General features: G+C 70.2%; 11 protein-coding genes. 4 read left to right on the top strand and 7 right to left on the bottom strand.

What is annotated here, in order from left to right; translation table 11 throughout:
* Positions 1 to 47: 47 nt before the first annotated feature.
* The 6 genes from ACCO44_RS18250 to ACCO44_RS18225 form a co-directional block, all read right to left on the bottom strand.
* The gene (locus ACCO44_RS18250) at positions 48 to 470 is read right to left on the bottom strand and encodes a Fur family transcriptional regulator (RefSeq protein WP_029264333.1); all 423 of its coding nucleotides are present in this window, start codon (positions 468 to 470) and stop codon (positions 48 to 50) included.
* 79 nt (positions 471 to 549) lie between these two features.
* Positions 550 to 1,515, bottom strand: a complete 966-nt coding sequence (locus tag ACCO44_RS18245) for a squalene cyclase (RefSeq protein WP_372467689.1) — start codon at positions 1,513 to 1,515, stop codon at positions 550 to 552.
* 44 nt (positions 1,516 to 1,559) lie between these two features.
* Positions 1,560 to 2,216 carry a histidine phosphatase family protein gene (locus tag ACCO44_RS18240; RefSeq protein ID WP_372467688.1) on the bottom strand — a complete coding sequence of 219 codons (657 nt, stop codon included), beginning with the start codon at positions 2,214 to 2,216 and terminating at the stop codon, positions 1,560 to 1,562.
* Between the two features lie 29 nt (positions 2,217 to 2,245).
* Positions 2,246 to 3,166, bottom strand: coding sequence for a J domain-containing protein (locus tag ACCO44_RS18235; protein ID WP_372467687.1), 921 nt, complete (start codon positions 3,164 to 3,166; stop codon positions 2,246 to 2,248).
* A gap of 78 nt (positions 3,167 to 3,244) precedes the next feature.
* Positions 3,245 to 3,898, bottom strand: a complete 654-nt coding sequence (locus ACCO44_RS18230; RefSeq protein WP_372467686.1) for a YigZ family protein — start codon at positions 3,896 to 3,898, stop codon at positions 3,245 to 3,247.
* 30 nt (positions 3,899 to 3,928) lie between these two features.
* Entirely contained in the window at positions 3,929 to 4,915 is a 987-nt protein-coding gene (locus tag ACCO44_RS18225) for an aldo/keto reductase (RefSeq protein ID WP_372467685.1), read from the bottom strand.
* 203 nt (positions 4,916 to 5,118) lie between these two features.
* On the opposite strand from ACCO44_RS18225, the gene ACCO44_RS18220 reads away from it, so the two are divergent.
* The 4 genes from ACCO44_RS18220 to ACCO44_RS18205 all read left to right on the top strand — a co-directional run bounded on the left by ACCO44_RS18220 (position 5,119) and on the right by ACCO44_RS18205 (position 10,086).
* Positions 5,119 to 7,251 (top strand): MMPL family transporter, encoded by a 2,133-nt coding sequence (locus ACCO44_RS18220; protein WP_372467684.1) that lies wholly within the window; start codon positions 5,119 to 5,121, stop codon positions 7,249 to 7,251.
* Positions 7,252 to 7,255: 4 nt separating this feature from the next.
* Positions 7,256 to 8,557, top strand: a complete 1,302-nt coding sequence (locus tag ACCO44_RS18215; protein WP_372467683.1) for a sensor histidine kinase — start codon at positions 7,256 to 7,258, stop codon at positions 8,555 to 8,557.
* Complete coding sequence (locus ACCO44_RS18210; RefSeq protein WP_105711731.1) at positions 8,554 to 9,177, top strand: response regulator transcription factor; 624 nt, start codon at positions 8,554 to 8,556, stop codon at positions 9,175 to 9,177. Before ACCO44_RS18215 ends, ACCO44_RS18210 begins: the two co-directional genes overlap by 4 nt.
* A gap of 453 nt (positions 9,178 to 9,630) precedes the next feature.
* Positions 9,631 to 10,086, top strand: coding sequence for a DUF2871 domain-containing protein (locus ACCO44_RS18205; protein ID WP_372467682.1), 456 nt, complete (start codon positions 9,631 to 9,633; stop codon positions 10,084 to 10,086).
* Between the two features lie 105 nt (positions 10,087 to 10,191).
* Here ACCO44_RS18205 and cycA read toward each other — a convergent pair whose 3' ends face one another.
* The gene (gene cycA / locus ACCO44_RS18200) at positions 10,192 to 11,667 is read right to left on the bottom strand and encodes a D-serine/D-alanine/glycine transporter (protein ID WP_372467681.1); all 1,476 of its coding nucleotides are present in this window, start codon (positions 11,665 to 11,667) and stop codon (positions 10,192 to 10,194) included.
* Between the last annotated feature and the right edge of the window lie 70 nt (positions 11,668 to 11,737).

Below are 11,737 nucleotides of genomic sequence, written 5' to 3'. Positions count from 1 at the left end.
CAGGCGCGACGAATACCCCCATCCGTGGATGGGTGTCCGTCGGTCGGCTATTGCGCGGCGTTCTGGCAGCTGGGGCAGAGGCCCCAGAAGGTGACCTCGGCGGTCTGGACGGTGAATCCACCCGTCGAGGACGGGGTGAGACACGGCGCTTCGCCGACGACGCAGTCCACATCGCCGACCGCACCGCAGGAGGTGCAGACGACGTGGTGGTGGTTGTCGTCGATGCGCCGCTCATAGAGCGCCGCGGAACCTGCCGGTTCGATCCGGCGGATGAGACCCGCCGTCGTCAGGTCCGCGAGGATGTTGTGCACCGACTGGATCGACGTGGTCGGCAGCACTTCGGACACGGCGCGGTAGACCCGCTCCGCATCGGTATGGGCCATGGAGTCGAGAGCCTCGAGAACGGCGACGCGGCCCGCGGTCGCACGCAGCCCGGCAACGCGAAGCGCCGAGTCGAGTTCTGTCTCCATGCCTCGAGTGTACCCCGTTATTTGAATAACTCAAAAGAACGCATATCAGGATGCTGCGCCGCGGCGGTGCGACGTCGACTCAGGCGCGTCCGGCCCAGTCGAGCACGCGGGTGCCGATGAGTGTCAGCCAGCGGGAGGGATGACCCTCCCCGGCATCGACCGGGAACCAGGTGCGACCGGCGAGCGGAGTGGTCTGCGTCCACGTGCCGTCCGCCCGTCGCGCGGCGCGGACCAGCTCGACGGCATCCGCGATCCGGTCGTCGGGTGCGCCGCCCTCGACGAGCGATGCCTCGCGGAAATGGTCCAGGGCGGTGAGCGCGCTGAACCGATGACGACTCGGATACACGAAGCGCCCCACGAACGGGCCGACCTGTTCGCCGGTCGACTCGCGGTACAGCAGCCGACGTCGCAGCAGATACTCCTCGCCCGAGTGCCGCGCCTCGCGCAGCGACGTGTCGCCGGTGAGCCGCTCATAGGCGAGCATCCCGCGCAGGGCGTTGAGCGTGGAGTGGAACGACGACCGCACCGAGTCGCCCTCCTCCGCCTCGCAGTTCCACCCGCCGTCCTCGAGGCGGTGAGCGGGGAACCATCGGGCGAGGGCGGCCACGTCCGCCCCCAGCCAGGCGCCGTTCGCCAGCGTGTAGGCGTTGATGCACACGTCGACCTCGCCGCCCCAATAGGGCAGGTCGTCGTACTCCCACCGGCTGTTCTGCGACAGGCGGTCCGCGGTGTCGCCGAGCACGGCGGCCTCCACGCCCCACTCGCGCAGATCGTTCAGGGACCAGGTCGTGGCCGTCCACGGCTGCCCCGGCTCCTCGGCCTCCGGGCTGCCGAAGAAGCCCGCCGGGAAGAAGGCGCCGCCGGCCCACTGGCCATCAGCGTCCTGCCGGGCGAGGAGAGCGGCACCGAAGCCCTCGGTCGCCACCCGAGCGCGCGTCGCCTGCCACACCTGCTCGGGCTCCCGCAGCAGGTCGCGCTCCACCTGCCAGCGCAGCGCGGGGTCACCGTCGAGCAGCCACTGCATCGTCTCCGTCGCGATCGCCATGCGGGCACGCTACTCCTCGGTGCGGCGCGCGCATACCTGTCGCGTCAGGATTCGGCGGGTGCCGAAGGCAGCTCCGGACCGTAGTTCCACGACAGGATGGCGGGCTGCTCGCGCGCGAAGCCGAGAACCGACACCGACCCGGCATCCAGGCTGATCTGGGCGCCGAAGCGCGGAGCGAGCCGCAGGTACACCGCCGTCAGGATGCGCAGGAAGTGGCCGTGCGCGACCAGCGCGACGTCTCCCTGCGACATCGCCGGCAGGACCCGCGTGAGCACCCGCGACGCCCGCGCGGCGACCTCTTCCACGGTCTCGCCGGGGGTGCGCCCGGGGATCACGCCGTGGGTGAAGGTGCTCCAGCCGTAGCCGAGGTCCGCACGGATGTCCTTCGTGGTGCGACCCTCGTATCCGCCGTAGTCCCACTCGACGAGCAGCGGATCGATCTCGGCGTGCAGGCCCGCGAGCTCCGCGGTGCGCTGCGCCCGCACGAGCGGAGACGTCAGAACGAGCGAGAAGTCGTAGTCCGCCACGAGCGCACCCGCGCGACGGGCCAGATCCTCGCCGCGCCCCGTGAGGGGGATGTCGGTGAGCCCCGTGTGCCTGCCGGTCCGCGACCATTCGGTCTCGCCGTGGCGCAGGAGCACCAGCTTTCCGGCCGGTGCTTCGGAGATGGGGTGTTCGAGTATCGGTTCGCGTGCAGCCACAACGACACCGTAACCCCCGCCGGCCCGGGTCAGACGAAGCGCACGGTCTGCTGCAGTCGGGTGCGCACGTCGAACAGCTCGTTGCCGCCGATGGCCCGCGCCTGCGGAACTCCCTGGCGCAGCACCATGGCGAGCGCACTGCGCCGCACCACCACGACCGGAACGCCCCGGGTCGTGCCGAGCGGGGTGACCGCCTGGGAGAGGTCGTCGTCGGGCAGCACGATGATCGCACCGCCGAAGCGCACCTTCGCGGCCTTGGCGACCGTGCGCATCCGCCCGAGCGCGGCGGTCACGGGCGCGCGGGTGCCGAGGCTCGGTCCCGTGATCTCGCCGCGACGGAAGCCGACGACCCCGCCGAAGTCCTCGGACATCACGCCGTACAGGCCCGAGGGGCCCAGCACCACGTGGTCGAGCTTGTCGTCGGCATCGGCTCCCGCGGCGACGTCATGCCACACCGTGAAGCCCATGCCCAGGTCGGACACCGTGCGTGCGGTGGCCTCCTCCGCCAGGGCGTCGGCGAGGAGCCGGCGCAGGTCACGCGGTGCCGAGCGCACGAGCGCGGGGTCGTAGGGATCGGGGACCTCGACGCCACGGCCGGCCCATTCGCGGATGAGGTCGAGGTAGCGCTCGCGGCGCCAGCCGCCGGGGTGACCGTACGACCGGGCCCGCGGGCGCGTGTCGGTGCGGGTCGGCGGCGGACGCCACCCGCTCCACTCGGAGCCCGCCTCGTGGGTCACACCGGTCCGGCGGTCGTAGGCGGCGCGACCCTCGGCGGTGCCGATCAGCTCCCAGGCGCGCTGCACCTGGATGAAGATCGCCGCGTCGCCACCGGTGTCGGGGTGGGTCTGACGCAGGCGCAGACGGTAGGCGCGGCGCAGCTCGACGTCGTCGACGCCGGGGTCGACCTCGAGGATCTCGTAGGCCGAAGCCGAGAGCGGACTGTCGAACATCGCTCTCCCTCCGCGACCGCGGCATCCAGGATATCCGCCGATCCTTGTGGTTTCGCCGATCCCGCCGGCGTCGATGGTTCAGTCGGGGACGTCGACGATGCGCTCGACGCCCAGCACGGGGACGACCGCACCGGCGGATGCTGCGGCCAGGTCATCGGTGAGCCTCGGAAGCTCCGCCTCGGGCGCCCACAGCTCGAGCGTGGCAATCGCCGCGTAGGTCGGCTCGCCCAGCGTCGCACCGTGATGCACCGCCCAGTCGCGCAGCAGGTTGTCGTAGCGCCCGGCATCCGCATGCGGCACCTCGAGCGTCACCTGTCGGAGCGCCGCACGCCGCACCAGGGTCGCCAGGTCGAGCGTCTCGGACACCGCCGAGGAGTACGCGCGCACGAGACCGCCCGCTCCGAGCTTCACACCGCCGAAGTACCGTGTCACCACCGCGACCACGTCGGTCAGCTCCCGGCGCCGCAGCACCTCCAGCATCGGGATGCCCGCGGTGCCCGAGGGCTCTCCGTCATCCGACGATCGCGCCTGATCACCGAGCAGACCGGTGATCATCGCGGTGCAGTTGTGGTTCGCGTCCCAGGCCCGCTTGCGGATGCCGGCGATCACCGCTTCGGCCTGCTCGACCGACGAGACGGGTTCGACGCGGGTGAGGAAGCGCGACTTGCGGATGACCGTCTCGTGCTCGACCGCGGCCGCGATGGTCGCGGGGTAGCTGCGGGCGGAGGTCACCCGCCTCACGATACCGAGGCCGTCGGCGGCTCAACGGTCCACGAACGCCATCTGCTGCGGGTTGTAGCGGTCGCCGGCCACGCCGATGCGCGCGGCCAGGGTCGACAGGTCGGCGACCTCGTCGGCGGAGAGCGCGGTGGCGGTGCTGCCCGCGTTCTCGGCGATGCGCGCGGTGCGCCGGGTGCCGGGGATGGGCACGATCCACGGCTGCTGGGCGAGCAGCCAGGCGAGGGCGATCTGGCCCGGGGTGGCCTCCTTCGTCGCGGCCAGCTCGGCGACGTGCGCCACGAGCGCCTGGTTCGCTGCCCGGTTCTCGGCCGTGAAGCGCGGGATCGTGGCGCGGATGTCACCGGCCGCGAAGTCCGCCGCGGCGTCGACCGTGCCGGTCAGGAACCCCTTGCCGAGCGGGCTGAAGGGCACGAACCCGATGCCGAGCTCGGCCAGCACCGGAAGGATCTCGGCCTCGGGCTCGCGCGTCCACAGCGAGTACTCGCTCTGCAGCGCGGTCACCGGATGCACGGCATGGGCGCGGCGGATGGTGTCGGCCGAGGCCTCGGAGAGACCGAAGTGGCGCACCTTGCCCTCGGCGATCAGCTCGCCCACGGTGCCGGCCACGTCTTCGATCGGCACGTCGGGGTCGACGCGGTGCTGGTAGAAGAGGTCGATCACATCGGTGCGCAGACTCCGCAGCGATGCCTCGGCCACCCGGCGGATCTGGTCGGGTCGGCTGTTCAGCCCGACGCTCTTCCCCTCCTGGATGTCCCACCCGAACTTGGTCGCGATGACGACCCTGTCGCGGATCGGCTCGAGCGCCTCGCCGACGAGCTCCTCGTTCACATACGGTCCGTACACCTCGGCCGTGTCGAAGAAGTCCACGCCGTGGTCGACCGCCGACCGGAGCACCGCGATCATGTCGTCGCGGCTGCCGGGGTTCGGACCGTAGCTCTGCGACATCCCCATGCAGCCGAGGCCGACCGCTGAGACCTGGAGGCCCTGTCCGAGAGTACGAGTGTGCATGAGCTGTCCTTTCGTCTTCGCCGCGGATGCGATCCGCGGCCGTGGAACCGACGCTACGCCCGGAGGTCGCGATGAGGGAGGTCCTGAGGGAACCCCGTTCGCGGGAACCTCCCGCGGCGGTACGGAGCATCCATCGAACGATGGAGACGCGTCTCACCCTCCCGCCCGATCCTCCTCGGCGCCGTCGCGGCTGGACTGGACCCATGCTCCGCACCCTCCGCTCCCTTCCGCTGTGGCTCACCTCTCGACGCGGCGGGTGGATCTCCCTGCTGATCGCGGTCGTGGCTTTCACGGCGCTCCTCGGCGCCCTCGGTCGCGTATCGCTCCCTTCGGGCAACGACGTGGCTCCGCCGGACTCCGAATCGGCTCGGGCGGCGGCGCTCGCCGAGCAGTTCCCCGATGCGGACGAGCACGCGGTGCTGCTGGTCGCGGCTCGCGATGACGGCGGACGCCTCGGCGACACAGACCTCGCTGCACTGGGATCCCTCGCCACCGATGTCGAGGCGCAGACGGGGGTCGCACCGCGGGGTCCGATCGTCAGCGACGATGGGCAGGCAGCGGTGATCCAGGCGACGCTGACCCTGGACGATGCCGACGACGATGCCGCCGCGGATGCCGTCCACGGTCTGCGCGACATCGTGGCGGAGCATCCGATCGACGGGGTGAGCGTGCAGGTCACGGGTGGTCCCGCGTTCGGCGTGGACGTCGCCTCCGCGTTCGATGGTGCCGACTTCACGCTGCTGATGGTGACGCTCGGTATCGTCGCGCTGCTGCTCATCGTCACCTACCGCTCGCCCGTGCTCTGGATGATCCCGCTCGTGGTGGTCGCCCTCGCCGACCAGCTGGCGAACAAGGCGACGGCGGCTATCGGGGCGGGGCTCGGCCTGCAGTTCGATTCCGGGATCGTGAGTGTGCTCGTGTTCGGGGCCGGGACGAATTACGCCCTCCTGCTCATCTCCCGTTATCGCGAAGAGCTCGCACGAGACACCGACCACCGGCGCGCACTGGTCGCCGCGTGGCGGGCCACCGTGCCCGCGATCGTCGCCTCGAACGTGACCGTGGTCCTCGCTCTCTCGACGCTCGCGTTCGCCGTGATCCCCGGCACCCGCGGGCTCGGCATCGCGTCAGCCGTCGGCCTCCTCATCGCGCTCGCCGCGGTGCTGCTGGTGCTCCCGCCCGCCCTCGCCGTGTGCGGACGGCGCATCTTCTGGCCCTTCGCCCCACGCGTCGGCGACGCCGCCGTGACCGGGCGCGCCTGGGGAGCGGTGGCGACGCGGGTCTCCCGCCGTCCGTGGGTGCCGCTCGTCGGCGGTCTCGCGCTTCTCGGAGTCTTCGCGGGTGGGCTGGCCGGAGCATCCGTCGGTCTCACGCAGGTCGAGAAGTTCCGGGTCGAGTCGGAGTCGGCGGCAGGGCTCACCGCGCTCGGCGAGCACTTCCCCGCCGGCGAGGCGCAGCCGATGATCGTGATCGGCGACACGGCAGAGGTCGAGGCGCTCACTGCCGCGGTCGAAAGCGTCCCGGGCGTGCTCCGGGTGTCTGCGACGGGGGAGAGCGCCGACGGCACGCTCACCCGATTGCTCGTCGTCGGAGAACCAGCGCCCGGCACGACCGAGAGTCTCGATCTCGTCCGGGAAGTGCGGGGCGCGGCGGCGGCGGCACCCGGTGCCGATGCTCTCGTGGGCGGACCGGTCGCCGCCGATCTCGACGCCCGCGAGGGCAACCGGCGCGACCTGCAGCTCATCGTCCCGCTCGTGCTCGCGGTCAGTCTGCTCGTGCTCCTCCTGCTGCTGCGCTCCCTGGTGGCGCCCGTGCTGCTGCTCGCGGTGAACATCCTCAGCGCCGTCGCGGCGATCGGCGCGGGCACGTGGCTGAGCCGGGTGCTGTTCGGATGGGACGCGCTCGACCTGCAGGTGCCGCTGCTGTCGTTCCTGTTCCTGGTGGCACTCGGCATCGATTACACGATCTTCCTGGTCCATCGGGCGCGCGTCGAGGCGCAGACGGTCGGCACGCGGCAGGGGATGGTGCGTGCGCTCACGGCGACGGGCGGCGTGATCACCAGCGCCGGCGTCGTGCTCGCGGCCGTGTTCGCCGCGCTCGGGCTGCTGCCCCTGGTCACGCTCGGACAGATCGGACTCATCGTCGGGATCGGGGTGCTCGTCGACACCTTCGTCGTGCGCACCCTGGTGGTCCCCGCGCTGTTCGCGATCGTCGGGGAGCGGATGTGGTGGCCGGGGAAGGTCGGGAGGGGCGGATCCCGCGCCGATCGGGGTGCAGATCGGCCGCACGGGGGAGAATACGAGGATGCCGCAGTCGCCACCTCCGCCATCGAGAGCTGAACCGATGCGAACTGAGCCGACGCGAACCGGACGTGCCGGCCGGGACGAGCGGGCGGACGGATTCCGCACCCCGCGCACGTGGGCGAGCCTGGTCGGATCCATCCGCATCGGCCAGGCCGTCATCACGGTCGTGCTGCTCGTGATCGGCGCCTGGCGCGCGGCAGTCGATGGGGTTCCGCTGCCGTGGGTGCTCGCCGTGTCGCTCGTGTTCCTCGGCTGGTACGGCGGCGGGCTGCTGCTCAGCGAGCGCACGTCCGACCGCCGTCTGGCGACCTGGTGGCTGCTCGGGCTGACGCTCATCTGGCTCGGAGCGGTCGTCGTCTCGCCCGAGTTCGTGTGGCTCGCCTTCCCGCTGTGGCTGCTGGCCGGATTCGTGATGCGACTGCGGTGGGCACTGCTGCTGAGCGCGGCGATCCTCGCGGTCGTGGTGACCGCCCCGCTGCTGCACACCGGCACCACGACCTATGCGAACGTGATCGGGCCCCTCGTGGGCGGCGTCTTCGCGCTGGGGATCTCGCGCGGGTACCTCGAGCTCGTCCGCGACGGGCGGGAGCGCCGTCGACTGATCGCCTCGCTCGTCGCGACCCAGGAGGAGATGTCGGCGCTCCAGGACGAGCTCGCCCGCACCCAGCGCGAGTCCGGCGCGAGTGAGGAGCGCACCCGGGTGTCGCGCGACATCCACGACACCGTGGCCCAGAGCGTGTCGTCGATCGGGATGCTGGCGCGCTCGGCCCTGGAGGCGGACGATCCCGCGCAGCGCACCCGTGCCCTCGAGCAGATCGGGGCGCTCGCCGCGGAGGGGTTGGCGGATGCGCGACGCATCGTGAACGCGCTGATGCCGGCCGAGCTGGAGTCCACGGCCCTCGGCGACGCCCTCGCCCGGATGCTGGAGCGCCTGGCCGACGAGACCGGGATCGAGGCGACCCTGCACGCCGATGACGACCTGCCGGCGCTCGGCATCGACGTCGAGGTCGCCCTGCTGCGGACGGCGCAGTCGGCCCTCGCGAACGTCCGCTCGCACGCATCCGCGTCGCGCGTCGTGGTGACCCTGGCCGATGCCGGCGACGCGGTGAGGCTCGACATCGTCGACGACGGCATCGGGTTCGACGCGAGGCACTGGGACGCGCAGGGCGGCGTCGGCGGCCAGGGTGGCGGCTACGGACTGCGCTCGATGCGGGCACGGCTGCGGGAACTCGGCGGAGGGCTCGACGTGGAGAGTGCCCCGGGCGACGGCACCGCGCTCTCGGCGCACGTTCCGCTCGGCGGTGCCGCATCGGTGAGGCGTGGAACGGAGGGTGAGGCATGACCGCCGTGCGTGTGCTGCTCGTCGACGATCACCCCATCGTCCGGGCCGGGGTGCGCTCGCTGTTCGATAACCGCGACGACGTCGAGGTGATCGGCGAGGCGGCTTCCGGAGAGGAGGCCGTGGTTCTCGCACGGCACCTGCATCCTGACGTCGTGCTCTGCGATCTGCGGCTCGGCGCGGGCATGGACGGCGTGCAGACGACCGCCGCGCTTCGTGCCCAGCATCCGGCACCCGCCGTGCTGATCCTGACGACGTTCGACCGCGACGCCGAGATCCTCGGTGCGATCGAGGCGGGAGCGGCGGGGTACCTGCTCAAGGATGTCGCGCCGGACGACATCGTGCGGGCGATCCGCCAGGCCGCTTCCGGCGGACTCGTGCTCACCCCCGAGCTCAGCGAGCGGGTCGTGCAGGTCATGCGCGCGCCGCGGGTGCGGCTCACCGACCGCGAGCTCGACGTACTCCGGCTGCTCGATACCGGCGCATCGAACCGCGAGATCGCGAAGACCCTGTTCGTCACCGAGGCCACCGTGAAGACGCACCTCGTGCACGTGTTCGAGAAGCTCGGCGCCGACAGCCGTGCCCGCGCCATCGCGATCGCCCGCGACACCGGGCTCCTCTGAGCCGTCGTCCTCAGTCCTAGGACGGCCGCAGCGGGCGGAGATCCCACATCGTGGTGCTATCGAGCACCGGCGGAGATCTGCCTGGGGGAATAGAATGTGTCATGTTACTGCGGACGCCACTTTCAGCTACAGGGGCGGGTCGTTCCAAATTCACTCGTAGGAGCTGAGCAGATGGTCGTCGGATTCTCCATCCCCACCCTTCTCGGATCTGTGGTGATCGTCGCAGCGCTGCTGTGGTTTGTCGGTGCCACCCTCCGGCGGCTGGTTGGCTCTCGCAGTCAGCAGGATGACCGATTCAAGTAAGGGAATCGTTTGCTCTGAGGGCCGGCGCTGATAGCAGTGTCGGCCCTCTGCGCGCCTGGTGGTCACGTCGAGCGCCGCGCATCTCAACCGTTCGATGGATCCCTGCCGAGGCCACTGCGCCGAGGCTGGAATCAGACCGAAAGGAACCCGATGCGCCGCCTCTTCTCCGTCGCGTTCGCCTACATGATCGTCGGCGTCGCCTCCGGACTCTTCTACCGGGAGTTCACCAAGATCAACGACTTCCCCGAGGGGGGAGCCACACAGCTGGGGCTCGTGCACACGCACCTGCTCGTCTTGGGCTTCGTCGTGCTGCTGATCGTCCTGCTGCTGGAGAAGGCGTTCGCGCTCTCCGAGAGCCGCCTGTTCGGCTGGTTCTTCTGGCTGTACAACGCGGGCGTCGTGCTGACGTCGGCCATGATGGTCTGGCACGGCTCGCTCACGGTGCTCGGCCAGGAGTCCTCCGCGATGATCGCCGGCATCGCGGGCCTCGGGCACATCCTGCTCAGTGCCGGGATGGTGCTGCTGTTCCTCGCCCTGCGCAAGCGCCTGTTCGTCGCGAAGCCCGCCGCGTCCGCCGTAGCCGTCGGTTCCGCCGTCGCCGCCTGAGGGCGTTCACAACTCCTCAAGAACATGGGCTGACGATCCGGAATCGGCCGATTCCCGAGTCACGAAGCCGGTTCTTGAGGAGTTGTGAACCGAGACCGCCGGAGCTCAGTCCGTGTCCGCCTCGACCGAGTCGTCGCGGAGGTGGGCGATGTGCGCCGCGTGCCGGGCGAGATGGTTCGGCGACTTCCGCACGAACAGCCACGCCACGAACAACAGCACGAACCAGATCGGCGTCACCAGCAGCGCGGTCAGCGTGTCGGGCTGGGTCGTCAGCGCCCACAGGACGAAGACGAAGAACGCGAGCACCACGTAGACCATGAACACCCCGCCCGGCATCCGGAACGTCGATGCGGCGACCTTGTCCTTGCGGGTGCGTCGGTACACGAGGTAGCTGCAGAGGAAGATCGTCCACACGAACATGAAGCACAGCGCCGAGACCGTGGTCACCATGTCGAAGGCCGTGCCGATGTCCTTGCCCGCGTACAGCAGCACGACGCCGGACAGCAGCAGGATGCACGACAGGAACAGGGCGTTCTGCGGCACGCGGCGGCGCGAGAGTCGGCCGAACATCCGCGGGGCATCCCCGTCCTGCGCGAGGCCGAACACCATGCGAGAGGTCGAGTAGATGCCGGAGTTGGCGCTCGACATCGCCGAGGTCAGCACGACCAGGTTCACGACCGTCGCCGCGATGCCGAGTCCGGCGAGGGCGAACATCGCGATGAACGGGCTCTCCCCGGCGACGTACTCCGTCCACGGGGTCACCGCCATCAGCACGATGAGTGCGCCCACGTAGAACAGCAGGATGCGGATCGGGATCGCGTTGATCGCCTTCGGCAGATTGCGCTTCGGGTCCTTGGTCTCGGCGGCCGCGGTGCCGACCAGCTCGACGCCGACGAACGCGAACACCGCGATCTGGAATCCCGCGACGAAGCCCATGAAGCCGTGCGGGAACATGCCGCCGTGATCCCACAGGTTCGAGAAGCTGGCGGTCCCCGCGTCGTGCTGGAAGCCGGTGAAGATCATCACCAGGCCGGTGACGATGAGGGCGACGATCGCGACGATCTTGATCAGCGCGAACCAGAACTCCATCTCGCCGAACGCGGCGACGGTCGGCAGGTTCAGGGCGAGCAGGATCACGATCACGAGGACGCCCGGGATCCACAGCGGGACGCCGGGGATGAGCGCATCCGTGTAGCCCGCGATCGCGATCACGTCGGCGACGCCGGTGACCACCCAGCAGAACCAGTAGGTCCACCCGGTGAAGAATCCGGCCCACGGCCCGAGCAGATCGCTCGCGAAGTCGCTGAACGACTTGTACTTGAGGTTCGACAGCAGCAGTTCGCCCATCGCCCGCATGACGAAGAACAGCATGAAGCCGATGATCATGTAGACGAAGATCACCGATGGTCCCGCCACCGAGATCGTCTTGCCGCTGCCCATGAACAGGCCGGTTCCGATCGCGCCGCCGATCGCGAGCAGCTGGATGTGGCGGTTGCTCAGCGCGCGCCGCAGGTGCTGCTCCTCCCCATCGGCATCGACATCGGGCGTGCTTCCGGTTCCCCCCGGGTGCTGCTTCGTCACTCTCGTCCTCCGGTCTCCGTCGACGGTTTGGGTCCGACGGTACCTTTCGCCTCCCCGACCAACAGAATCG

It is taken from the genome of Microbacterium maritypicum (assembly GCF_041529975.1).
GTDB lineage: Bacteria > Actinomycetota > Actinomycetes > Actinomycetales > Microbacteriaceae > Microbacterium.
Note: the sequence above shows the minus strand (reverse complement) of the source record. Positions and strands in the feature narration are given on the sequence as shown.

Bases quoted from the DNA above. Each gene is read 5' to 3' on its own strand.
- ACCO44_RS18250 (WP_029264333.1), bottom strand. From the start codon at position 470: ATGGAGACAGAACTCGACTCGGCGCTTCGCGTTGCCGGGCTGCGTGCG.
- ACCO44_RS18245 (WP_372467689.1), bottom strand. From the start codon at position 1,515: ATGGCGATCGCGACGGAGACGATGCAGTGGCTGCTCGACGGTGACCCC.
- ACCO44_RS18235 (WP_372467687.1), bottom strand. From the start codon at position 3,166: ATGTTCGACAGTCCGCTCTCGGCTTCGGCCTACGAGATCCTCGAGGTC.
- ACCO44_RS18225 (WP_372467685.1), bottom strand. From the start codon at position 4,915: ATGCACACTCGTACTCTCGGACAGGGCCTCCAGGTCTCAGCGGTCGGC.
- ACCO44_RS18220 (WP_372467684.1), top strand. From the start codon at position 5,119: ATGCTCCGCACCCTCCGCTCCCTTCCGCTGTGGCTCACCTCTCGACGC.
- ACCO44_RS18215 (WP_372467683.1), top strand. From the start codon at position 7,256: ATGCGAACTGAGCCGACGCGAACCGGACGTGCCGGCCGGGACGAGCGG.
- ACCO44_RS18210 (WP_105711731.1), top strand. From the start codon at position 8,554: ATGACCGCCGTGCGTGTGCTGCTCGTCGACGATCACCCCATCGTCCGG.
- ACCO44_RS18205 (WP_372467682.1), top strand. From the start codon at position 9,631: ATGCGCCGCCTCTTCTCCGTCGCGTTCGCCTACATGATCGTCGGCGTC.